Origin of the sequence: Streptomyces sp. NBC_00285 (assembly GCF_036174265.1) — a bacterium.
GTDB lineage: Bacteria > Actinomycetota > Actinomycetes > Streptomycetales > Streptomycetaceae > Streptomyces.
In genome coordinates this window covers 2,729,400-2,751,641 of the sequence record NZ_CP108055.1, presented here as the reverse complement: position 1 = coordinate 2,751,641, position 22,242 = coordinate 2,729,400, and the positions used below count along the sequence as shown (strand labels likewise).

The window sequence follows — 22,242 nt, the reverse complement described above, 5'->3', positions numbered from 1 at the left end:
TCTAGTTCGATCTCTGTGACGTCCCTGCTCAGTCGCTGCTCAGGATGTGAAGGTGCAGGTCACAGCTGCTCAGTCTGCTGCTCAGTGCCTGCTCAGAGCACCGGTTGAGCAGGCGCTGAGCAGGGTTCTGAGCAGACGCGACCTGCGGGTCTGTGGCCCTGAGCAGCGCTGAGCAGGGTGGATAGCGCCTGGATTGCCCCGTCTTGCGGGGTGGATAGTGGATCTCCCGGGGTGGATGGAAGCCGGATGGTATCCACCCGGCAGTCGGGTGACGAGACGGGGCAAAGTGGGTGGACAGCCACCCGGGCAGCCGCCCGGAAGATCCCGCTTCGCCCAGGACAGGCACCCGGACAAACGATCTCCGAGGTAGGACGCTGTCCGGACAGTGTCCACCCCCTGTCCTACCCTCTGTCCGGGGTCAAACCGGGACATGTCCTGCCGGCCGTCCACCTAGTTTGTGCCGATGTATACCCTGCCGAAACCCTGCCCTGACCCTGCATCGCTGCAGGTCGACCCTGCCCGCGACCCTGTCGGTTTCTGGCAGGGTACGGACCAGCCCGTACCCCTCCGGGCAGGGTCCTGGCAGGGTTTCGGCAGGGTCGGCCCTGCGGAAAGGCAGGGTCGGGGCAGGGTGCATAGCGGGGCAAGCTGGTCTGCCGGGAGGCCGGACGAGGTCTACTGAAACGCAGGTCGAGGTCGGACGGAGGTCTGACAGACGATCTCCATTCCTTGATCATCTGTCAGACCTTGTCCGACCTCTGGCAGACCTGGATATGCGGGCAGAGTGGTCGTTACGCAGGTCGTGACAGGTCGTTATCGCCGTCACGACGACAAGCCCCAGAATCACAACCCATCACGACCTCCGTAACGACGGCCATCAGGGGCGTCACGACCCCATCACGACCCTGTCTGACCTGCGTGACTACCCGGGTCACGCAGGTCAGCGGCCCGGAGGCGAGGCGGAGGTGTGACCCCCCAGGTCAGACCCGTGACCCGGGCGTGACGCCCGGCAGGAGCCCGGTTTACACCCGGCGCAGACCCGGCAGGGGTACCCAGATTGTGGGTACCCCTGCCGACCTTCTGCCGGGGTCCCGCCGCCCTGTTGCCGGGCCTGCGCCAGGTGTCTGCCGGGTCGTCGTCCACTCGTTCACCCGCCCGTTCACCCGGGGCCGGCAAGTGAACGAGGACGGCTCTACGCGCGCACGTGTGCGCGTGCGCGTGGGGGCGCGTAGAAGTCAAGGGCCCACGGGTGAACGGCTTGAGCCGAGCCGTTGAGCCATCCAGCTTCACCTGCCCGTGGGCACCGAACTAACCCCACTAACGAGTGATCTTCGACAGTGGTCGCCGGGGACAGCAATGGAGCATGGCACTCGATCAAGAACAGCCGACGGACACCAGCGAAGCCACGATGCGACGCGACGGCTACATGACGCCGGCCGAAGCAGCGGAGAATCTCGGTTGCAGCAAGCGCTGGCTCCTCGACGGACTCAACAAGCACGGCTTCCCACACACCAAGATGGGTCGCGCGAAACTGCTCAGCCCGGAAGACCGGGAGCAGATCCGTAAGCTCTGCCGCGTCCCTGCCGAGCCCGCGAAGATCGCGGTGTTCCGCCGCAGTCGCAGACGGGGCCGTACCCCTCGACGCCGAGCCTAGCCAGAAGGCCCCGTACCGTGCCCAGTGGAGTGCGGGCGCGGGCCGGGGCGCGCGGCTGCTCCGGTTACTGGCCGTCCTCGTGCATCTCGCCGCTGAGGATGTCCCGGGCCATCTGGGCGATCATGTCCCGGCGGGTCGTGGACCCCATGGTCGGTGCGGGGTAGTCGGCGGGCAGTCCGCGCTCCACTGCGTCCACGATGTCGTTCACCCGAAACGTGATGTCGGTGTCGGTCGCGAGGTGGGCAACGCTCTCGACAGCCTTCTCGGTACGGGAGATCAGATCGTGAACCAGGGCCTCATAGGGGTCAGTCATGGGGTGGATCCTCTCGTGCGTCCAGCCCTTGCGGGAAGCGGGGTACGGACCAGTCCGACCCCTTGGGCGTAAAGGGCTCGGAGCCCATGGGCGTAAAGGGTTGTGCGCGTCCCGTCGCGGCCCGGAAACGGGCGGGGATAGATCGGTAGCGACCTGCGGGGACCGGTGCCCCGAGGAGGGGGACCGAGCCCCGGAAGCGGCCGGGGGTAGATGTGGAACACGCTGCGGGAAGCACCCCCGCGGAGGGCTGTTGATTTGGATCGCACGCTGCGAACTTTTCGCCCCGTCGAGGGGTGGGTGTTTGGATCGCGACCTGCGGCCGATGCACCGTCCGCGAGGGTGGGGGGAGATCGGTCAGATGCTGCAGCGATGCACCCTCACCGGAGGGTGGGCATTTGGTTTGGACGCTGCACGAACACGGCCCCGCGGAGGGGTCGAGCACTTGCGATGCGAGCTGCAGGGTCGTTGGGATTCCACCTGCAGTTGAAGCCCCGCCAGGGGGGTGCGTTGAGCGCAGACCCTTTTGGGATTTGACCTGCCGTCGGAGCCCTCCCGAACCCCCCTCGCGAGGAGGGGGCATTTGAGGAACACGCTGGCAACTCTTCGCCCTCTCAGACCCCCTCGTGGGGAGGTCTTGATTAGGGATTCGACGTGCTACTTCGGAGCCACCAGGAGGGCCGTCGCGGGCGGCCCGGCAGGCACCGGTACGGGACCCGGGCACGGCTTGTGCGCCTCGTCCTTGTAGGAGGCGGCACCGCAATACCCGCACCAGGCGGCGGAGTCCTGCCAGTACGGGTCCTCCAGCCACACGTGCGTCGACCACGGGCCGCCGTCCGCGTACCGCTCCGGGGTCGGGACACCCTCCAGGGCCATCATGCCGTCACCGGCTTCACCGGCTTCACCGGCTCAGCGACGGCCGCGGACACGGCCTGCTCGACCGTCTTCGACAGCTGCCGGCCGATCCGGCGAGCCTCCTGCGCGGCGTAGCGCTGCCGTCGCGCCGTCGGCTCGTCGTAGGAGCAAGAGGCGGCGAACTCCGCCATGTCGGCGACATGGGCGCGGATCGCCGCGTGCGCGAGCGGCTGGTAGTCGACGGGCACCAGGTCCTCGCCGAGCCGGCGCCGCTTCAAGTCGCGGGCCACCCGCAGGGCCGCCGTCTCCAGTGCCCCGGGCCGCGGGGTGCCGTAGGGCTCCTCGTCGACGTCGATGAGCGCGTACAGGTACGGCTGGCCGGTCTCCTGCACCTCGTAGCAGAGCGGCATCCGGCCCCGGTACAACTCCAGGATCGCCGCGTGCTCCTCGGGGATCTCGACGAGCTTGCCGTCTTCCTGCGGGTAGAACATCGGCGGAGTCTTCACGACCGCGCTCCCTTCCGTGCGGCCATCCAGTCGCGGGCCTGCTCGACGCGCGCGGTGAAGGCCTTCAGGTCTCGGATGAACTGGTCGCACTCCTCGACGTTCAACTCCGCGTAGGGGCCGAACAGGTCGCCCTGGTCGAGGACGAGCATCCCGTCCTCGTCGCCCGGCTCGGGCATCTCGGGCAGGCACAGGCTCGCGGTGAGCTTCAGGTCACGGGACGACAGGTGCACCTGGTCGTCCGGGATGCCGACCTGCATGTAGGCGGAGCGGTGAAAGATGTCGTCGATCGGGTCGTCGCCGTGGTCGATGACGCACCACTCCGGGCACGTCTTCGCCTGGGGAACATTTGTGGAACGACCTGCGGTCTTTGTGGCCATCACTGGCCCCTTTCGAGGATGCGGTCGAGGAGGGCGGAGAAGTGGCGGGCGCCATACCGGTCGTCCGTCGCGCGGGCCACGATCAGGAGGTCGGCGACGCGATCGGCCGATGGGAGTTCGGCCGGGCCGCACACACGCATCGCGGCGTCCTCGGTGGGTCGGCGGATGGTTGTGGCGCTCATGCGGTCAGCTCCCAGTTCTCGGGCCGGTAGACGGCCAGCAGCAGCCAGACGAGGGGCCACGGCAGGTTGTCGGCCTTGGCGAGGTTGCAGCGCTCGCAGGCGAGCACCAGGTTGTCGACGTCCCATCCGGGCCAGATGTGGTGCGGGATGAAGTGGTCGAGGGTCTTGCGGCGCATCGGCCGGTGCCGGAAGTGGCGGTGGCAGTAGAAGCAGCGGGACCCGTGGCGGGACCTCAGCTCGCAGTGCAGGGCGGTCCGGAGTTCCGGGGTGAGGCGCACACGAGCGGCGCTCATGACGCCGCCCCAACCCTCTGACGCTTGCTGCTCTTGCTGTTCTGGCAGGCCCGGCAGACGCGGGTGCCGTCGGCGAGGAAGCCCACAAGCTCAAGGTCGTCGAGCGGGTGCCCTGCCGAGCAGTGCTTGGCGGTCGGGTCGGACGCAACCCCTTCGACGCGAACGCCGCCTGAGTAGCGGGCCGGCGGCCAGCCGCTGCACGACCGCCAGCTGCCACCTCCGACGCGCTCCAGCTCGGCGCGGAGCTGGCCGACCACCCGGCAGGCCTCTTGCAACTCCATTAGGGCTTCGTCGCGTTGCTGCTTGGCTTCGGCCTTGCGGACCTCGTTCCGCGCCGCTCGCGCCGGATCGGATGTGGCGCCCCCGCGGGGCCTCATTGAGGCGACCTTGGTGTGCAGCTTCCGCCACCGGTCGGAGGCTTCCGTCATCCGTTCGTGAGCCGTCTCCAGCTCTTCAGCAACCATCGCCAGCATGGGATCGCCAGCCGCGTAGCGGTGCTCGTTGAGCCCGTCGAGGGCGACGGATGCCGGGTCGTTCAGGTCGGTGACGAACGAATGCTGGTGCGCGAACAGGGCCTGATGCGTCCAGACTTTCCGCTGCGCCATCGTCATCAGCAGACCGAACGCCTTGTCTACTGGGCGCCCCTTGTTCAGGTGCTCCCACAGCGCGATGAACGCTTCCTGCGCGAAGTCCTCGCTCTGGCTGACGAGCGTCAGGGGGAGACGCCGCTTGAGCCAGCCGGCGAGCTCGTGGAAGTGCTGGCGGTGGAGGGCCTCGAACTGCTCGGCGATGCCCTGGTGGGTGGCGGCGCTCATCGGGCGGCCTCCGTGCGGGGAAGGTCGAACGGGTACGGCAGCTCGGGGCCGCCGACCCAGCGGAAGCTGTACTGGAGCCAGGCCTCCCGAACCGTGTCGAGCGCGGCCCGGTAGGCGTCGGCGTCCGTGCGGGCCCCGGCGAGGATCTGCTGCCGCCAGTCCGCCAGGACGACGAGCAGCTGCTCGACGCACTCCTGCGGGGCGTCACAGTCCGACGGGCCGTCCTGCCCCTGCGGGTACTCCAAGGCGAACAGGACGTCGCCGTCGAAGCCGTCGAAGCGGGCCGCGTAGTCGATGCCGCTCACGACTCACCCCGCAGGCGGATCGCCTCTGCGGCGACGTTCTCGAGAACCCGGGCCGCCGACCGCAGCCCCTCGGCGAGCTGAGGAATGTCCTCGGCGGCGAAGTCGTCCGTGCAGCCCAGGTCCACGGACACGACCGGGTGCGGCCGGATCTCCAGGTGCGGGGCGTGGCTGATGGCCGCGTGCAGCAGGTGCACGCGGCCGGCGCCGTCCGTCGTCGCCGCAGCCTTCACCCTCGTCGAGTTGTGGGTGATGTCCGCCCGGTGCGGGTTGGGCTGCCACGAGTGGCCGATGCACCAGGCCGGCTCCGGGACGGTGACCTCGCCGTGGTCGACGGTGTCGAGGGTGACCGTGCCGTCGCCGTAGCGGGGCGCCCGCCGTACCGGCTCAGGCCTGCGGGGCGGATACGCACGGTCGAGGGCGGCGGCGAGTGCGTCCATGACGGGCTGCGCCTCAGGCGGATAGGCGGTCAGCTGCCCCTGCCTCACGTACCGGTCGAGCTCGATGACGGCCGCGCCGTGCAGCCATCCCTCGACCTCGCCCCGCACCTCCTCGACCGTCAGGTCCTCGGCGTCGCGGTCCGGGGCGATCTCCGTGAAGCCGATCGACAGAGCCGTCATCAGCTGCACACGGGACAGGGCGTAGGCCACACGCACAACCACGTCCGGGGCGATGTCGTCCCCGTCGCCGAACACCTCGGTCGGACCGAACGCGGGAAGGTTCTCGTAGCTCACGCGGCACCCCCGCGGACCCGGCGCAGCGCCTCGTCCATGCACGGGTCGGAGTCGCCGGCCGCCTGGTTCGCCTGGCGGGCGATGCGGGCCTGGTGCCGCAGCTCCGACGCGAAGCCGATCGCGTCGTCCGCCAGCTTCTCCGCCATGGCCGGGGTGAGGTGGCAGTAGTTGTTGCCCCCGCCGTCCTGCATGGTGATGTGCGCGGCCCGGAACTCCGGCTCCCTGGCGGCCGGGTCAGCCTCGACCCAGGCGAACATCTGGATCGGGTAGGCCCCGTAGCTGAAGGTCGGCACCTTCAAGAGGGCCTCGTCGCCGCGGTGCATGAGGTCCGACAGGTCACGGACCGGCTCGTCGACGTGGTCCTCGGTGCACCACGTCGGGTCCTCGATCAGCACGATCACCGAAGTGTCTTCGGTGGCGCCGACCTTGGCGGGCACGAACCGGTGACCCGGCTTCGGCGTCGGCATCGGGTAGAGGTTGGACGGTACGGTGTTGGACACGGCTGTTCTCCCTGGTTGAGAGGGGTTCGGCCCAGGCCCCGGAGGAAGGTCAGAGCTCCCCCGGGGCCGCCGCTTGTGCGGCGGCCGTGGGATGGAAGGTCTGAGGCCCGTCAGGCGGGCAGGAGGGCGGCGGCGCCGTCGATGGCGTCCGCGAGGCGACGCAGCTGCGCCGTGAACTCCGCGGCGGCCGCCTGGTCTCGCATCTCGCGGCGGATGTTCAGGCTGGTCATGTTGTAGGCGAAAGCCACGATGTGCGGGCCGCTCTCGTCGGCCACCAGCTCCGCGGGCAGGGACACGTCCTCGCCCTGGAACTGCACCTCACCGAGCTGCGCGGTGCAGGTGCTGTCGTAGTGCCAGGTGCCGTCACAGCCGGGGATGCGGCAGGCGGCCGGGATGGTCTCCGCCTTGACGGCCGGGGCGAGCTCCGTGACGAGGTACTCCGCCGTCCGCTTGTACGTGGTGTACGCCTCGTTGAGGATCTCGGCCTCGGTGGGCAGGTAGCCGTTCACGCGGCGCCACTTCCCGGAGACGAGGGACCAGGCCCGGCGGGGCTCGGCACCGTTCGCGGTGCGGTAGATCTTCGCCGCGGTGCGCCCGAAGGCGGATCCGTAGCGGTCGGCGAACTCCTGGTCGATGCCGCGGCCGGTGAGGTAGCGGCGGGCCAGCAGCATGCCGGCCGAGATCGCGGTGTAGAGGACGCCGAGGTCAACAGCCTGGGCGGCGTTCAGGTGGCACTGGCGGGGCGTGAGAGCATGGCTCACAGCGGGCTCCTGTTGATGGCAGGTGTTCCGTTAGGCCCGGGTCGGTGTTGGTAGCACCGGCCTTGGGCCGTCCCCGTTTCCGGGGTTGTTCTTGTAGGTACGAAGCTAGCCCCGTTGTACCTACAAAGCAAGCTACTCGCCAAAGAATCTTGTACCCACAAATTAGACGCGCGTGTCTGGAACTCGTAGGTACAAGGCGGTACCCTCCGACCATGAACCCCGAGCCGGAGACCGAGTACGATCCCGCGCGGAACTTCCGCGCTCCCGCTAGCGAATGGACCCCCTTCGAGGTCGCTACGCGCGCGATGCACCCCGAGGGGCGCAGCCCACGCGGGAAAGTCCTTCGGGAGTTCATGCGCTGGTACATGCGGCGGCCGGGGGCCAAGCTGCCGGAGCGTCCGCCGGCCGGACCCTGGTCCACACCGACCGACAGTTGAGTCGCGGATATCCATCACGTGTCGCCCCTCGGTTCGGGTGAGTGCGATCACCCCGAGGGAAGCGCAGAGACGGCATGTGACGGCAGCCTGAGCAGCGATCACTCATAGATCACTCACATGCACAGGGGAGGGGCGGTCATGGCCACCCAGCAGCAGCCGGCCGAGGCATTCATCGCGGAGCTGAAGCGCTGGAGGGACATCCGCGGACTCGCGCAGACCGCCCTCGCCGCCCTGGTCGGCTACACGCCCTCGTACATCTCGAAGGTTGAGGGCGGCCGGCAGCATCCATCCGCTGCGTTCGCTGCGGCAGCAGACCGCGAACTACGGGCAGGCGGGGCGATCCTGAGGGCCTACGGCGACCTCGGGCCCCGCACCCCCACCGCACACGCCGCAGGCCCGGAGAACGGCACAGGCGACGCGCATGCCGCGAACCTGATCGTCGAGCACGAAGACACCTCGCTGCACTACGACGGCCGCGTCTACCGCGCCACTCAGCGCCGGCGCCTCTACAACGACAGCCCGGACCCCATCGCCCGCTACCTGATCCGCATCAGCGTCGACCGCTTCCCGGGCGACCCTGAACGATCGAACGCCCACTTCCGGGAACACCCGCTCACGTGGGACGAGATACAGCTGTCCGCCAGCATCGGCGGCGAACCGATCGGCTGGCGCGTCCAGCACGACCGCGACGCCTTCAAGGAGCTGTGGCTTCTCTTCGAGAACGACAACGGCCGCTACCCGCTCTACCCCGGCGAGTCGACGTGGCTGGAGTACAGCTACACCGTCGGCGACGACAAGTGGGGGACCTGGTTCCAGCGCGCGGTACGCCTGCCGACCCAGCTGCTCTCTGTCCGCCTCGACTTCCCCGCCGAGTTCGACCCGCAGGTGTGGGGGACCGAGACGACGATGACGGCCGCCGCCCTGCCGTTCCGTACCGCCATACGCCAGACGCAGGAGGACGGCCGGAGCGTCTTTGCGTGGAGCACCGAAGACCCGCCCCTGCACGCCCGCTTCCGGCTGGAATGGAAGTTCCGCACCCGACCCGACCTTGAGGAGAACCCGCACGCCATGGAGACCGCCACGACTGCCAGCGCGAGAATGCACGCCGTTGGCGTCGTCCAGGACGGCGACCCGATCCTGACGAAGACAGCCCGCCGCTTCGTCCTGCCCGACGAGGCCGAGGACGCCCGCCGGGTCGTCGCCGAGCTGGTCTCTGCATGCGAACGCGCATCGAGCGTGCACGTCTTCGGCAAGGGCATGGGAATGGCGGCCCCGCAGATCGGCATCGACCGGGCTGCGGCGATCGTCCGCACCCCCGACGGCGAATCGATCACCTTGCTGAACCCGCGGATCGTCGAGGAGTCGCCGGACACCGACGAGCAGTACGAGGGATGCCTGAGCTTCTTCGACGTGCGCGGCATGGTTCCCCGCCCACTCGCCATCAGCGTCGAGCACACCGACATCGACGGGCAGCAGCGCATCACCATCTTCGAGCAGGGCGTAGCTCGTCTCGTCGCTCACGAGGTCGACCACCTGCACGGCATGCTGTATCGCTCGCGGATGCGGGAGGGCGTCGACCCGATTCCGGTCTCCGAGTACCGCGGCACGGGCAGCGGCTGGCGGTACGCCAAGTCGGCGGAATGACCGGCGAGGACGCCACACGGGCCCGTGTCGCGCTCGCCGTGGTGGTGGAGGCCGGCAGGGTGCTTCTGGCCCGTCGCGTGGTCGCCGAGGGCTCTCTCTCGTGGGTGTTTCCTGGGGGCGCGGTCGAGCCTGGGGAGAGTGCCGAGAGGGCATCCGTGCGGGAGGCTGCGGAAGAAGTCGGTGTCGTGGTCGAACCGGTGCGCATTCTGGGTGAGCGGGTGCATCCAGGGACCGGCCGGCATCTGGTGTACGTGGCCTGCCGCTTCATCTCGGGCCAGACGAGGGCGGCTAGCGCTCGGGAGGTCGCCGAGGTCGAGTGGGCCGGGCGGGCGGCACTTCAGGCGCTCGTGCCACAGGGATTTTATACCCCTGTGCAGGACTACCTCGACGGCTCCCTGATGTGAGCCATGCGCACATCGGAGCGGGCTGGACGCTTGGTTTGCCGCGATGGAAAGTGGCAGGTCAGGGGGCTAACGGGATCAGTACGCTAGCCATATGGTCGTTCAATAGTTCGAATCGTCACATAGCGTCCAGTGCTTCACTCGACCACTTACGAGATGTCAGTGATGGCCATTACGCTGGGGCTGTCTGGGGGAGAGTCTCGTTTGCCACGCCACCCACCAACGCTACTTTTTTGCGTCTGGTCTACCGTGGAGATATCGAGACGAGACGAAAGGGGGCAGCCATGGGAAGCGCGAACGACGTCGCGGCATACGTCCTGTCCAAGACGGGTCCGGTGTCCGCGATGAAGATGCAGAAGCTCTGCTACTACTCCCAAGCATGGTCCCTCGTCTGGGATCAGGAACCGCTCTTCGAGGACCGCATCGAGGCCTGGGCTAACGGGCCTGTCGTGCGGTCGCTGTACGCACAACACCGCCTCCAGTGGGAGATCCAGTCGTGGCCTTCGGGCAACCCTGACAACCTCACGGCGGACCAGAAGGCGTCGGTCGACGCAGTCCTCAAGGCGTACAGCAAGCTCACCGCGCAGCAACTCAGCGACCTCACCCACAGCGAGCGTCCGTGGATCGATGCCCGCGCCGGCCTCGCGCCGATGGTCCGCAGCGACGCCGAAATCACCCAGGACTCGATGCGCACCTTCTATGCTTCTCTGGCCAGCCGAGCAGACACGGATACTGTCTGATCTGCCGCGTCAGGGGAGCGTGTGGGGAACGACAAGAAGAACACCAAGAAGGTTCCGTCAGCCGCAGTGCCGACGGAACCTTCTCGTGTACCCCGGCGGCTGCAAGGCGTCGCAGTGCCCGGCGAGATGGACGAGCAGCACCCGGTATGGCGGATAGCCCTTCTGGATCGAGACCACGACGGCTCATGGTCATGGAAGATCACAGACCAGACGCTGATCAAGATCGTGGACTTCATGGCCACGATGGAGCGCCTCACGTGGCGTGAGATCCGCCAGATGCAGACCGGCGGTGACCGGAGGCGCGGCCCGAAGCACAAGTCGATCCCCCGCAACCATCTGTGCAAGGAAGCCCAAGAGCGACTCGTGGAGCTGAATCTCGACGACTTTGACGAACTCTTCCGGTTCCGCACGGGCAACATGGAACGCCTGTGGGGCGTCCTCATCGGTGACAACCCGCGGATCTTCTATCCGATCTGGTGGGACCCGGAGCACAAGGTCTGTCCCAGCGCGGATCGATAGGCGCGCAACCGCCTGAGAGCATAGGGCAGTGCAGCCTTCGGGCGCGCCGGCAGACAACGGCGCTGCCTGAACACCATGACCGGGCAGGACCCTTTTCGTTTCGCATTCCGTTTCGGCGCCGCAAGGCCCGACGCCTACCAGCCGCGCGCCCACCACTCCGCAAGGTGCGGGCGCTCCGCGCCCAGCGTCGTGTCGTTGCCGTGACCGGGGTAGACCCATGCCTCGTCAGGCAGCGTGAACACCTTGGCTTCGAGCCCGCTCATGAGGCTCTTGAACTCCTCGGGTTGTGTTGTCCGGCCAGGGCCGCCCGGGAAGAGACAGTCCCCGGTGAACACGTGCGGATGCCCGTGCGGGTCGTCGTAGACGAGGGCGATCGAACCCGGCGTGTGTCCGACCAGGTGACGAGCGGTCAGCTCCACCTGCCCCACGTGGATGACGTCGCCGTCCTCGACCGGGACATCGGTGGGCACGGGGATGCCGTCGGCGTCGTCCCGGCCCGCGTACGTACGCGCGTGCGTGGCCGCGACGACCTCGGCGAGCGCCTGCCAGTGATCGCCGTGCTGATGCGTGGTGACGACGGAGGCGATGCCGTCGTCACCGATCGTGCCGAGCAGGGTGTGCGCGTCGTTGGCGGCGTCGATCAGCAACTGCTCGTCGGTGGCCCGGCAGCGCAGCAGATAGGCGTTGTTGTTCATCGGGCCGACCGCGATCTTGGTGATCATCAGGTCCTTGAGCTCATGCACGTCGGCGGCCCCGCCGACCGTCACCTGTCCGCTGTACGTCATGGCGGTCAGCCTAATCCGTTCCCGGGGGTGTGCCGACGGGATGTGCGACTGCCGTGCGTTCACCCGGGCCGGTGCCCGCCACCGGCGATGACGGGGTCGGCCGTCAGCGGCGGACCAGTACCGCGTGGGTGACCTTCGGTGAGCTGACCAGCTTGGCGACCTGGTATCCGTCGATCCCGTCGCCCAGGTCGTCCAGCAGTCGCTCTCCGCGCCCGATGAGCATCGGTGCGATCGCCAGGTGGAGCTCGTCGATCAGTCCGGCGCGCAGGTACTGCCGGATGACCGCCGCCCCGCCGCCGATCCGGACGTCCTTGCCGTCCGCGGCGTCGAACGCGCGCCGGAGCACCGTCTCCGACGGCTCGTCGGTGAAGTGGAAAGTGGTTCCGCCGGCCATCTTCAGCGACGGGCGCAGATGGTGGGTGTGCACGAAGACGTCGTGGTGGTAGGGCGGGTTGTCGCCCCACCAGCCCTGCCAGGACTCGTCCTCCCACGGGCCGCGCTGCGGACCGAACATGTTCCGCCCCATGATCGTGGCGCCGATGTTCCGGTCGCCGCGGACCAAGTGGTCGACGTCGGTTCCGGTCCTGCCCGCGGCCGAGTCCTCCATCGCGGAGGAAAGCCAGCTGTGCAGCTCGTCGCCCCAGCCGACACCGTCGCCGAACGGGGCGTCCAGTCGCTGGTTCGGGCCGGCCGCGAAGCCGTCGAGCGAGATCGTCACGTTGTGCACCCGGACCTTGGGCATGGCCTTCACCTCTCGTGGAGTGTCGTTCTCTCACCTCTGCGTCGTACAGGGCCCGCCCGGATCGACATCCCCGCCCACGTTTTCCTCCCGAGGGCCGGAGGCGCGGGGTGCTACAGCGGGGGCAGCGACGGCAGGGTGCCGCCGTGCACCCTCAGCAGCGTGCCGTCGCGGCGGCCGGCGAGCCAGCCGAGCAGGTCGGCCCGGCGCCCGGAGACCACGAGTGCGGCTTCCTCGTGATGCCCGGTCGGGCTCCGGCGGCCGTCGTCCTCCTCGATCAGGAGGGCCGGTAGGCCGGGGTGGCCCCGGAACCGCTCCGCGAGGAAGTCGATCTCACGCTGGGTGAACTGCTCCGGGAGGTCCTCCAGCTCGTACCCGATCCCGAGGTCCACGTGGTGCAGCTCCACCTCGGCCCACCGCCGGAACGGCACCCGGGACGCCGAGTCGGTGACCCCGTTGCGCAGTTCCACCGTGCGGGACCAGTCGGCCGGCTCGGCCCCCGCCTCCTGGAAGCGCGCGGCGCTGTCGCGGAGGTCGGCCTCCTGGACGTCCAGGGGGCGCGGGGCGTCCCGCTCGATGTCGGCGTCGCGCGCGTCCGCGGAGGGATACATGGGCCGTCCGTGCAGAACGTTCACGAGGGCGTCGGCGTTCCGGGAGAGATGCGCGAGGACATGTCCGCGGCTCCAGCCCGGCAGCCGTGACGACTCGGTCACCGACGCGTTGTTCATTGCGGCGGCTGCGGTCAGCAGCCGCTCGGTCGCGCCACGTACAGACTCCAGGTCATGAGCGTGATCAATCATGCTGCCGACCCTAGCCCCGTCACACCTTTGGGTGAAGGTGGTGAAGCAGTGCCGGAAATCGAATGCACGTGCTATATGGTCGGGTGCGGCGTCGGGCATGCTGGAGGGCCGGGGATTGTTATGCCTCCGGGGAATCCGACCGGCGTTGTCAGTGGCTCCCCCTAGTCTGAGAAAGCACGGGGGCCCCGCCCCTGTCACCACTCTCTAGAAAGGTGCGGACCGGCGTGGCCGACCGTCTCATCGTCCGTGGCGCGCGCGAGCACAACCTGAAGAACGTCTCGCTCGACCTGCCTCGCGACTCGCTCATCGTCTTCACGGGCCTGTCCGGGTCGGGCAAGTCCTCCCTGGCCTTCGACACCATCTTCGCCGAGGGTCAGCGGCGCTATGTGGAGTCGCTCTCCTCGTACGCCCGCCAGTTCCTCGGCCAGATGGACAAGCCGGACGTCGACTTCATCGAGGGCCTCTCGCCCGCGGTCTCCATCGACCAGAAGTCGACCTCGCGCAACCCGCGTTCGACGGTCGGCACCATCACCGAGGTCTACGACTACCTGCGTCTGCTCTTCGCGCGCATCGGCAAGCCGCACTGCCCCGAGTGCGGCCGTCCGATCGCGCGCCAGTCGCCGCAGGCCATCGTCGACCGGGTCCTGGAACTGCCGGAGGGCAGTCGCTTCCAGGTGCTCTCGCCGCTGGTGCGGGAGCGCAAGGGAGAGTTCGTCGACCTTTTCGCCGATCTCCAGACCAAGGGGTACAGCCGCGCGCGCGTGGACGGCGAGACCGTCCAGCTCTCCAACCCGCCCACGCTCAAGAAGCAGGAGAAGCACACCATCGAGGTGGTCATCGACCGTCTCACGGTGAAGGACTCCGCCAAGCGTCGTCTCACCGACTCCGTCGAGACCGCGCTGGGGCTGTCCGGGGGCATGGTCGTGCTCGACTTCGTCGACCTCCCCGAGGACGACCCCGAGCGTGAGCGCATGTTCTCGGAGCACCTGTACTGCACGTACGACGACCTGTCCTTCGAGGAGCTGGAGCCCCGCTCCTTCTCCTTCAACTCACCCTTCGGCGCCTGTCCCGAGTGCACCGGCATCGGCACGCGCATGGAGGTCGACCCGGAGCTGATCGTCCCGGACGAGGACAAGTCCCTCGACGAGGGCGCCATCCACCCCTGGTCCCACGGACACACCAAGGACTACTTCGGCCGCCTGCTCGGTGCCCTCGCGGACGCGCTGGGCTTCCGGACGGACATCCCCTTCGCGGGGCTGCCGCAGCGCGCCAAGAAGGCCCTGCTGTACGGCCACAAGACGCAGATCGAGGTCCGCTACCGGAACAGGTACGGCCGCGAGCGCGTCTACACGACGCCCTTCGAAGGCGCCGTCCCCTTCGTCAAGCGCCGGCACGGCGAGTCCGAGAGCGACGCCAGCCGTGAGCGCTTCGAGGGCTATATGCGCGAGGTGCCCTGCCCCACCTGTGAGGGCACCCGTCTGAAACCGCTCGTCCTCGCGGTCACCGTCATGGACAGGTCGATCGCCGACGTCTCGGGGATGTCCATCAGCGACTGCGCGGACTTCCTGGGCGAGCTGAAGCTCAGCGCCCGCGACAAGAAGATCGCCGAGCGGGTGCTGAAGGAGGTCAACGAACGGCTGAAGTTCCTGGTCGACGTCGGCCTGGACTACCTCTCGCTGAACCGCGCGGCCGGCACCCTCTCCGGCGGCGAGGCCCAGCGCATCCGTCTGGCCACCCAGATCGGCTCAGGGCTCGTCGGCGTCCTGTACGTCCTCGACGAGCCGTCCATCGGTCTGCACCAGCGCGACAACCACCGGCTCATCGAGACCCTGGTTCGGCTGCGGGACATGGGCAACACGCTCATCGTCGTCGAACACGACGAGGACACCATCAAGGTCGCCGACTGGATCGTCGACATCGGTCCCGGCGCGGGTGAGCACGGCGGCAGGGTCGTGCACAGCGGCTCCCTGAAGGAACTGCTGGACAACGACGAGTCGCAGACCGGCCAGTACCTGTCGGGCAAGAAGGCCATCCCGCTGCCCGACGTCCGGCGCCCCCTGGACCCGTCCCGCCGGCTCACCGTGCACGGCGCCCGCGAGAACAACCTCCAGGACATCGACGTGTCCTTCCCGCTGGGAGTGTTCACCGCGGTCACCGGTGTCTCGGGGTCCGGCAAGTCGACGCTGGTCAACGACATCCTGTACACGCACCTGGCCCGCGAGCTGAACGGCGCCCGGAGCGTTCCGGGACGGCACACGCGTGTGGACGGCGACGACCTCGTCGACAAGGTCGTCCACGTGGACCAGTCGCCCATCGGCCGCACCCCGCGGTCCAACCCGGCGACGTACACCGGTGTCTTCGACCACGTCCGCAAGCTGTTCGCCGAGACGACCGAGGCGAAGGTCCGGGGCTACATGCCCGGGCGTTTCTCCTTCAACGTCAAGGGCGGCCGCTGCGAGAACTGCGCGGGCGACGGCACGATCAAGATCGAGATGAACTTCCTCCCGGACGTCTACGTCCCGTGCGAGGTCTGCCACGGCGCCCGCTACAACCGGGAGACCCTGGAGGTCCACTACAAGGGCAAGTCCATCGCCGACATCCTGAACATGCCGATCGAGGAGGCCACGGGGTTCTTCGAGGCCGTTCCCGCGATCGCCCGCCACCTCAACACCCTCAAGGACGTCGGGCTCGGTTACGTCCGTCTCGGCCAGGCCGCGACCACTCTCTCCGGCGGCGAGGCCCAGCGGGTCAAGCTCGCCAGCGAGCTCCAGAAGCGGTCCACCGGCCGTACGGTCTACGTCCTGGACGAGCCCACCACCGGTCTGCACTTCGAGGACATCAGCAAGCTGCTGACGGTCCTGTCGGGCCTGGTCGACAAGGGCAACACGGTCATCGTCATCGAGCACAACCTCGATGTGATCAAGACGGCCGACTGGGTCGTCGACATGGGCCCCGAGGGCGGTGCCGGCGGCGGACTCGTCGTGGCCGAGGGCACTCCGGAGGAGATCGCCGGGGTCTCTGCGAGCCACACCGGCAAGTTCCTGAGGGAGATCCTCGGGGCGGACCGCGTCAGCGACGCCTCCTCGGTCAAGGCTCCGCGCAAGCCGGCCGCCAAGAAGGCCACCGCGGCCAAGAAGACGGCCGCCGCCAAGTCGACGGCCCGGAAGACGGCGACGGCGCGGACGACAGCGGCCAAGAAGACGACCCGGGCCCGCAAGGCCTGAGACACCTCAAGGAATGACACGAACGGGCGGTGCCCCGCGGGAACTCCCCGCGGGGCACCGCCCGTTCGACCTGCGACGGCCCTTCCTCCTGCGGCCGGACGGTCCTAGAGAGCGCCCACTTCGGACGCGTACGGCGGCTCCGCGCCCGCCCGCGAGCAGGTGATCGCCGCCGCGCGTGCCGCGAATCGCAGCAGCCGGGTCCAGTCGCCGACGCCCAGCTCTGCGAGTGCCGCCGGGGACAGCGCGTCGAGGGTGGCAAGGCCGTGCAGCAGCGCCGCGTTCACCGTGTCGCCGGCGCCGATCGTGTCCACGACGTCGACCTTCTCGCCCGGCACGGGAAGCGCCGCCCCGTCCCGGGTGAACACGGTCAGCCCGTCACCGCCGTGGGTGATCACGACCGCCGAGGGCCCCGCGGCCAGCCACTCGCGGGGGGTACCGCCCAGCCACAGGGCGTCCTCCTCGGAGAGCTTGAGCAGGGACACCGACGGCAGCCAGCTCCTGAACCGGGCCCGGTAGGCGTCCGCGTCGGGGATCAGCCCGGCCCTGATGTTCGGGTCGAGCGCGGTGAACACACCCTGCGCGGCAGCTGTCCGCAGCAGTTCCTCGTACGCGCTCGCCCCCGGTTCCAGGACGAGCGAGCAGGTGCCGAAGGACACCGCGCGGGTGCCCACGGGGAGTTCGCCGGGTGCCGTGAACAGGCGGTCGGCGGTCCCGTCGACGTAGAAGGAGTAGGCGGCCGAGCCGTTGGCGTCGATGGTGGCGACCGCGAGCGTGGTGGGTTCCGCACCGCGCTGCACGGCGGACACGTCCACCTTGGCCTCCCGCAGCCCCTGAAGCAGGGCCTCGCCGAAGGCGTCGAGCGAGGTCCGGGAGCAGAAGGCCGTGGAAGAGCCGAGGCGGCCGAGGGCCACCGCGGTGTTGTAGGGGCCACCGCCGAGCGCCGGCTTGAGACCCGCGAGGGCGCCCCGGCCCTGCGGTACCAGATCGATCAGGGCCTCACCGGCGACGACGATCACGAGACGGTTCCTTTCCTGGACTGCGAGGACCGCGCAGGCTGCGAGACCTGCGAGGGAGTCGGGTGCTTCGGGGCCGGCCCGGAGAGCGCGGACCGCTCCCCGGAGTCGGGGCAGCCGCACGACGTGCGGTGGACGAAAGTGCAGGCCAGGCGCACGGTCCGGGCGGGCCGGTCCGGCACGGCGAGGCGGTCCAGGAGCACCCGGACCGCCCGGGCGCCGATCTCCCTGCTGGGCTGGGCGATCGCGGTGAGCCGGGGGGAGAACAGATCGGCCCAGGCGAAGTCGTCGAAACAGCACAGGGCGAGGTCGTCCGGTACGGAGAGGCCGCGTTCGCGCAGGGAGCGCAGGGTGCCCATGGTCATCGTGTTGTTGGCGGTGACGAGTGCGGTGGGCGGTGCGGCCAGGGAGAGCAGGGCGGCCGTGGCCCGTTCGGCTCCGGCCGACTCGGAGTCGCCATGGGCGACGAGGTGATCGTCGTAGGGGAGACGGGCGGCCGTGAGGCCCTGCCGGTATCCGGTGACCCGTTCCGCGGTGGTGCTGAGCCCTGGCAGGCCGGCCACCAGCCCAATGCGCCGGTGACCGAGTCCGGCGAGGTGGGCGACCAGGCGGGCCGTCGGCCCGGTGTTCTCGGCGCAGACCTGGTCGAAGCGCTGCGGACCGCCCCCGGGGGAGTCGACCAGCCGGTCGAGGAACACGGTCGGGACCTCGTGGCGCCCGAGGTAGGCGACGAGTTCGCGCGGGTCCACCGAGGGCGCGACGATCATGCCGTCCACGCGCCGCTCGTGCAGTAGTTGAACGACCTTGCGCTCATGCTCGGGGTCGTCGTGCGGGTCGGCGATGAGCAGGCTGTAGCCGTGTTCCAGGGCGTTCGCCTCGACGCCCTGAAGGATCTCCGTGAAGTACGGATTGCTGATCGCCGACACCGCGAGCCCGATGGAACGGGTGCGCGAGGTCACCAGGGAACGGGCGAGGGTGTTGGGGGTGTAGCCCAGTTCGTCGACGGCGTCCAGCACCGCCTGGCGGGTGTGCGGCAGGACCGGTCTGGTGTCGTTGAGGACGTGCGAGACGGTCGCCACGGACACTCCCGCGCTGCGTGCCACGTCGGCCATGGTCGGCATCGAGTCCCCCTCCCGGAACGGCGGCCCACGGCCGGAAGATATCCCATCGGACGCCGCACGTAAACGCTTGCGCAAGCGTTTACGTCGCGTCACCGACCTGACGTCACGCCACCCACCGCTCCGGCTCTCCTCGCCACCACCCTGGCTGTCACTCTCGTCGGCATCCCGTCACTCCCAGTCCCATCCGATCCCCACGATCCCCGACCGCACCCGCGGCTCGACGAGGTGGACCGAGTGGTGGTGGCCGGTGAGGGACAGTTCCTGGCGGCCGCTGCGGGGTGCCGCGGGGGAGTGCTGGGCGAAGCGGTGGCAGCGCCGCGGCAGGGCGTTCTCGTCGAACCGGACCTGCAGCGCGTACTGGCCCCCGGGCGAGCCGAAGCCCCGGACGTACTCACGGGACGCACCGGCCGTGCCGTCCTCGACGCGGTAGCGGAAGAGGAACGTGTCCCCTGCCCGCAGCCGTGCGTCGAGGAGCAGCTCGGCCACGAGCACACCGGTGTCGTGGTGCGAACGGACGCGCCCGGTACGGCAGTTCTCCAGCGCGTGCACGGTCATGAGCTCCGGCACGCACCCCGGGTCGCCGTGGTGGACGGCCATGAAGCGGTCGACGCCCTCCCGGTGGGCGCGCACGATGTGGTGCGACTCGCGGCTGCCCAGTTCCCGGCGCGGCCCGATGTCTATCCGCTCGTGGTGGCCGAGGGTGTGCAGCCCGCCGTCGAGGGGCGAGTCCAGCTCGTCCAGCAGCTGTTCGAGAACGCCCGAGGCCGCGAGGAGGGAGCGGTAGGAACGGGCCGCGGGCCGCTCGCCGGCCGACCGGTCCTCCTGCTCGGCGAGCAGCCGGATCAGTGACTCCTCCGGCAGCTGAAGGATCTCCTCCAGCGCGCGTACGGCCCGCAGCGACTCGGGGCGCTGCGGGCGCCGGGCTCCCTGCTGCCAGTAACTCAGGCTGGTGACGCCGACTTTGACCCCGTATCGAGACAGATGGTGCTGGACGCGCTGCAACGGCAGCCCCCGGGCGGCGATCGCGGCACGCAGCGCTACGTGGAAGGGGCCGCCGCGCAGGGCCGTGTCCAGTTCCGCGTCGGCGAGGGTCACGACGTCCGCGTGCTGTGTGGCGTGCGGCATGCAGGGGCCTTTCTGTGCAGGTCCGGGCGGCTGGTCAGGCCGTACGTGAGGATGCCCCGGGGCCGTCCGCGGCAGTGCCGGGGGAGGCTGCACATCCGTACGCCGTCGTTCCCGGTCCCGAGTTCCCCCGCATTGAAGCGTGTTGACCAAGTCCCGACAACACCTGTCGCCGAACGGCGGCGCACTCACGGCTGGATGGGGGCGCACTTCACGCCGTGCTGGGGGCGGGGTCACGGCCGGACGGGGGCGTGTTCATAGCCGGGTCCCCGGCCGGGCTCACGGCCGTACGGCGGCTCGCGCCCTCAAGTGGGCGTGGGCTACCCCTCGTTGTCCAGCAGCTCGCGGATCGCCCGCGCCGACAGTGCCGACTTGGGCAGGAAGCCGCGCGCCGCACTGGCGGCGACCAGTTCCTCGAAGTCCTCCAGCGCGTGCGTGGAGATCAGGATGACGACGGCGGAGACATGACGGGCCAGCTCCGTCGCCACGTCGAAGCCGTTCTCGCCGTCGAGGTCGAGGTCGACCAGAACGACGTCCGGGGTCAGCTCGGCGGCCCGTGCCAGAGCCTCCGTACCGGACAGTGCGACGCCGACGACAGGTATCCCGTCGCGTTCCAGCAGACTTCGCGCGGCCTGCAGGAACCGGATGCTGTCATCGACGAGAAGACAGCGCATGGACATGCGGACAGGGTCCCAACCGGCGGGTGATTGCGCTTTCCGGCTAGCCGGAAAGAGTCGGGGCGGATTGCTTCCCGGCACCTGGTATGTGCTCAAGTCCTTTGCCGGTTCCGACAGTTCCCGTTCACGCAGCGCAGCGGAAGGTGACTGGGGGTAGCATGTGGGCTGCCCTGGGGAGGCCGCGCAAGGCCGGTCGAGTGGGGGTGTGCGATGAAGGCGCCGCTCGAGAACGTCGGAGAGTTCGCAAGGGTCCGAGGGCGTCGTGCCCTGGCCTCGGGGCTGGTGGCGGCCGCGCTGCTGCTCGTCGCGTGCGGTGGCGCAGGAGACGGCGACAAGGGCGAGCGGGCCCGTACCGACACCACCTGCGACGGCAGGATCGACGGCACCGCGCAGGTCACGGTGTGGTTCCACGCGGGGCCGAGCGCCGAGTCCACCACCCTGCGCCGCCAGGTCCAGGACTTCAACACGTCACAGCGGCAGGTACGGGTGGAGGTCGTCACCCTTCCCGAGCAGCGGCCGTACAACGAACTCGTCCTCTCCGCCGCGGCCAGCGGCGATCTGCCGGACCTGCTCGACTTCGACGGGCCGCGGCTCTACAGCTACGCCTGGTCCGGCAGGATCAAGCCGATCGACTCCTGTCTGTCCGACGGCCTCCGGGAGGATCTGCTGCCGTCGATCCGTCAACAGGGCACCTACGCCGGACGGTTGTACGGCATCGGCACCTTCGACTCGGGGCTGGGGCTGTACGTGCGGCCGTCGGTCCTGAAGAAGGCCGGCATCCGTATCCCCGAGGGCCCGGCGGACGCCTGGACCGCCGGCGAGTTCACGGGCATCCTGCGCACCCTGCGCGGGGCGGGGTACCGCCACCCGCTCGACATGGGGCTCGTCCACGCGCGACCCGGCGAGGAGTGGAGCACCTACGGCTTCGCACCGGCGGTGTGGTCGGCGGGCGGGGAGCTCATCGACCCCAGGACGTTCCGGACGGCCGACGGCTTCCTCAACGGACCCGCGTCGGTCAGGGCACTCACCACCCTGCAGAACTGGGCCGGGGAAGGGCTCGTCGAGCCCGGCAGGAACGACCAGGCGTTCGATCAGGGGCGCAGCGTCATCTCCTGGACCGGCCACTGGCGGTACCCGGACTACGCCGAGCACTTCCCCGGTGACGTGACGATCGTGCCGCTGCCCGACTTCGGCGAGGGCACCGTGACCGGGATGGGCTCCTGGCAGTGGGGCCTCACCTCGGGCGGGGCCGACGGCGACGCCGTATGGCGCTTCCTCACCTATCTGCTCAAGCCGGACCAGATCCACCGGATGACCGAGGCCAACGGCGCGATCCCGGCCACGGACAGCGCGGTGAAGCTGTCGCCGGAGTACGCCGAGGGCGGCGCCGAGCATCTGTTCATCGAGCAGTTGAGGGGCGGGGTGGCCCGGCCGAGGCCGCGGACGCCCGCCTATCCGGCGATCACCGAGGCGTTCTCCAGGGCCTTCCCGAAGATCATGATCGACAGGGCGCCGGTGAAAGCCACCCTGGACGAGGCGGTCGAGGCCATCGACAAGGACCTTGCCGCCCACGACGGTTACCCGAGGAACGGATCATGAACCACCACCGCCCGACGTCACGGAACCGGCCCCCGGAACACATGGACGGCAGCGGAGTCCACGAGCATGCTGAGGAAATCGCGGCAGCCGGGCCACGCCGGACCGTTCGATGCCGACAGGCGCGGTACGCCG

At 69.2% G+C, this 22,242-nt stretch carries 25 protein-coding genes; 7 read left to right on the top strand and 18 right to left on the bottom strand.

Going from position 1 to position 22,242, the window contains the following annotated elements; translation table 11 throughout:
• Window positions 1–1,363 precede the first annotated feature (1,363 nt).
• Window positions 1,364–1,654, top strand: a complete 291-nt coding sequence (locus OHT57_RS12605) for a hypothetical protein (protein WP_328746372.1) — start codon at window positions 1,364–1,366, stop codon at window positions 1,652–1,654.
• Window positions 1,655–1,718: 64 nt separating this feature from the next.
• Here the strand turns inward: OHT57_RS12605 and OHT57_RS12600 are convergent, their stop codons facing one another.
• The 11 genes from OHT57_RS12600 to OHT57_RS12550 all read right to left on the bottom strand — a co-directional run bounded on the left by OHT57_RS12600 (window position 1,719) and on the right by OHT57_RS12550 (window position 7,289).
• A complete protein-coding gene (locus OHT57_RS12600; RefSeq protein WP_328746369.1) occupies window positions 1,719–1,967 on the bottom strand; it encodes a hypothetical protein in 249 nt (82 codons plus the stop codon).
• A gap of 654 nt (window positions 1,968–2,621) precedes the next feature.
• Complete coding sequence (locus tag OHT57_RS12595; protein WP_328746367.1) at window positions 2,622–2,843, bottom strand: hypothetical protein; 222 nt, start codon at window positions 2,841–2,843, stop codon at window positions 2,622–2,624.
• Window positions 2,840–3,325 carry a hypothetical protein gene (locus OHT57_RS12590; RefSeq protein WP_328746365.1) on the bottom strand — a complete coding sequence of 162 codons (486 nt, stop codon included), beginning with the start codon at window positions 3,323–3,325 and terminating at the stop codon, window positions 2,840–2,842. The genes OHT57_RS12595 and OHT57_RS12590 overlap by 4 nt, the downstream gene beginning before the upstream one ends.
• Window positions 3,322–3,702: a DUF6907 domain-containing protein gene (locus tag OHT57_RS12585; protein WP_328746363.1), complete on the bottom strand. Its 381-nt coding sequence runs from the start codon at window positions 3,700–3,702 to the stop codon at window positions 3,322–3,324. Before OHT57_RS12585 ends, OHT57_RS12590 begins: the two co-directional genes overlap by 4 nt.
• Complete coding sequence (locus tag OHT57_RS12580) at window positions 3,702–3,884, bottom strand: hypothetical protein (protein ID WP_328746361.1); 183 nt, start codon at window positions 3,882–3,884, stop codon at window positions 3,702–3,704. The genes OHT57_RS12585 and OHT57_RS12580 overlap by 1 nt, the downstream gene beginning before the upstream one ends.
• Window positions 3,881–4,177: an HNH endonuclease gene (locus OHT57_RS12575; protein ID WP_328746359.1), complete on the bottom strand. Its 297-nt coding sequence runs from the start codon at window positions 4,175–4,177 to the stop codon at window positions 3,881–3,883. The genes OHT57_RS12580 and OHT57_RS12575 overlap by 4 nt, the downstream gene beginning before the upstream one ends.
• The gene (locus OHT57_RS12570; protein ID WP_328746357.1) at window positions 4,174–4,992 is read right to left on the bottom strand and encodes an RNA polymerase sigma factor; all 819 of its coding nucleotides are present in this window, start codon (window positions 4,990–4,992) and stop codon (window positions 4,174–4,176) included. Before OHT57_RS12570 ends, OHT57_RS12575 begins: the two co-directional genes overlap by 4 nt.
• On the bottom strand, window positions 4,989–5,297 hold the full coding sequence (locus OHT57_RS12565) for a hypothetical protein (protein WP_328746355.1): 309 nt from the start codon (window positions 5,295–5,297) through the stop codon (window positions 4,989–4,991). The genes OHT57_RS12570 and OHT57_RS12565 overlap by 4 nt, the downstream gene beginning before the upstream one ends.
• Complete coding sequence (locus OHT57_RS12560) at window positions 5,294–6,028, bottom strand: DUF6907 domain-containing protein (RefSeq protein WP_328746353.1); 735 nt, start codon at window positions 6,026–6,028, stop codon at window positions 5,294–5,296. Before OHT57_RS12560 ends, OHT57_RS12565 begins: the two co-directional genes overlap by 4 nt.
• Window positions 6,025–6,528, bottom strand: coding sequence for a DUF6907 domain-containing protein (locus tag OHT57_RS12555; RefSeq protein ID WP_328746351.1), 504 nt, complete (start codon window positions 6,526–6,528; stop codon window positions 6,025–6,027). Before OHT57_RS12555 ends, OHT57_RS12560 begins: the two co-directional genes overlap by 4 nt.
• 110 nt (window positions 6,529–6,638) lie before the next feature.
• Window positions 6,639–7,289, bottom strand: a complete 651-nt coding sequence (locus tag OHT57_RS12550; RefSeq protein ID WP_328746349.1) for a hypothetical protein — start codon at window positions 7,287–7,289, stop codon at window positions 6,639–6,641.
• A 575-nt stretch (window positions 7,290–7,864) separates the two neighbouring features.
• On the opposite strand from OHT57_RS12550, the gene OHT57_RS12545 reads away from it, so the two are divergent.
• The 4 genes from OHT57_RS12545 (at window position 7,865) to OHT57_RS12530 (ending at window position 11,030) form a co-directional block, all read left to right on the top strand.
• Window positions 7,865–9,370 (top strand): peptide deformylase, encoded by a 1,506-nt coding sequence (locus OHT57_RS12545; protein WP_328746347.1) that lies wholly within the window; start codon window positions 7,865–7,867, stop codon window positions 9,368–9,370.
• The gene (locus tag OHT57_RS12540) at window positions 9,367–9,774 is read left to right on the top strand and encodes an NUDIX hydrolase (protein WP_328746345.1); all 408 of its coding nucleotides are present in this window, start codon (window positions 9,367–9,369) and stop codon (window positions 9,772–9,774) included. The genes OHT57_RS12545 and OHT57_RS12540 overlap by 4 nt, the downstream gene beginning before the upstream one ends.
• A 281-nt stretch (window positions 9,775–10,055) precedes the next feature.
• Complete coding sequence (locus OHT57_RS12535) at window positions 10,056–10,511, top strand: Panacea domain-containing protein (protein WP_328746344.1); 456 nt, start codon at window positions 10,056–10,058, stop codon at window positions 10,509–10,511.
• 21 nt (window positions 10,512–10,532) lie between these two features.
• The gene (locus OHT57_RS12530) at window positions 10,533–11,030 is read left to right on the top strand and encodes a hypothetical protein (RefSeq protein ID WP_328746342.1); all 498 of its coding nucleotides are present in this window, start codon (window positions 10,533–10,535) and stop codon (window positions 11,028–11,030) included.
• Between the two features lie 134 nt (window positions 11,031–11,164).
• Here the strand turns inward: OHT57_RS12530 and OHT57_RS12525 are convergent, their stop codons facing one another.
• The 3 genes from OHT57_RS12525 to OHT57_RS12515 form a co-directional block, all read right to left on the bottom strand.
• The gene (locus OHT57_RS12525) at window positions 11,165–11,815 is read right to left on the bottom strand and encodes an MBL fold metallo-hydrolase (RefSeq protein WP_328746339.1); all 651 of its coding nucleotides are present in this window, start codon (window positions 11,813–11,815) and stop codon (window positions 11,165–11,167) included.
• Between the two features lie 103 nt (window positions 11,816–11,918).
• Window positions 11,919–12,557, bottom strand: coding sequence for a dihydrofolate reductase family protein (locus OHT57_RS12520; protein ID WP_328746338.1), 639 nt, complete (start codon window positions 12,555–12,557; stop codon window positions 11,919–11,921).
• Between the two features lie 110 nt (window positions 12,558–12,667).
• Window positions 12,668–13,354, bottom strand: a complete 687-nt coding sequence (locus OHT57_RS12515; protein WP_328746337.1) for a maleylpyruvate isomerase family mycothiol-dependent enzyme — start codon at window positions 13,352–13,354, stop codon at window positions 12,668–12,670.
• Window positions 13,355–13,578: 224 nt separating this feature from the next.
• On the opposite strand from OHT57_RS12515, the gene uvrA reads away from it, so the two are divergent.
• Complete coding sequence (gene uvrA, locus OHT57_RS12510) at window positions 13,579–16,578, top strand: excinuclease ABC subunit UvrA (protein WP_328746336.1); 3,000 nt, start codon at window positions 13,579–13,581, stop codon at window positions 16,576–16,578.
• 104 nt (window positions 16,579–16,682) lie between these two features.
• Here uvrA and OHT57_RS12505 read toward each other — a convergent pair whose 3' ends face one another.
• The 4 genes from OHT57_RS12505 to OHT57_RS12490 all read right to left on the bottom strand — a co-directional run bounded on the left by OHT57_RS12505 (window position 16,683) and on the right by OHT57_RS12490 (window position 20,514).
• Window positions 16,683–17,594: a carbohydrate kinase family protein gene (locus OHT57_RS12505; protein WP_328746335.1), complete on the bottom strand. Its 912-nt coding sequence runs from the start codon at window positions 17,592–17,594 to the stop codon at window positions 16,683–16,685.
• Window positions 17,591–18,712: a LacI family DNA-binding transcriptional regulator gene (locus OHT57_RS12500; RefSeq protein WP_328746333.1), complete on the bottom strand. Its 1,122-nt coding sequence runs from the start codon at window positions 18,710–18,712 to the stop codon at window positions 17,591–17,593. The genes OHT57_RS12505 and OHT57_RS12500 overlap by 4 nt, the downstream gene beginning before the upstream one ends.
• Window positions 18,713–18,880: 168 nt before the next feature.
• On the bottom strand, window positions 18,881–19,837 hold the full coding sequence (locus OHT57_RS12495; protein ID WP_328746331.1) for a hypothetical protein: 957 nt from the start codon (window positions 19,835–19,837) through the stop codon (window positions 18,881–18,883).
• A 317-nt stretch (window positions 19,838–20,154) separates the two neighbouring features.
• Window positions 20,155–20,514, bottom strand: a complete 360-nt coding sequence (locus OHT57_RS12490; protein ID WP_328746329.1) for a response regulator — start codon at window positions 20,512–20,514, stop codon at window positions 20,155–20,157.
• A 207-nt stretch (window positions 20,515–20,721) separates the two neighbouring features.
• Here OHT57_RS12490 and OHT57_RS12485 point away from each other — a divergent pair, with 207 nt between their 5' ends.
• On the top strand, window positions 20,722–22,110 hold the full coding sequence (locus OHT57_RS12485) for an extracellular solute-binding protein (protein WP_328746327.1): 1,389 nt from the start codon (window positions 20,722–20,724) through the stop codon (window positions 22,108–22,110).
• Window positions 22,111–22,242: the final 132 nt, after the last annotated feature.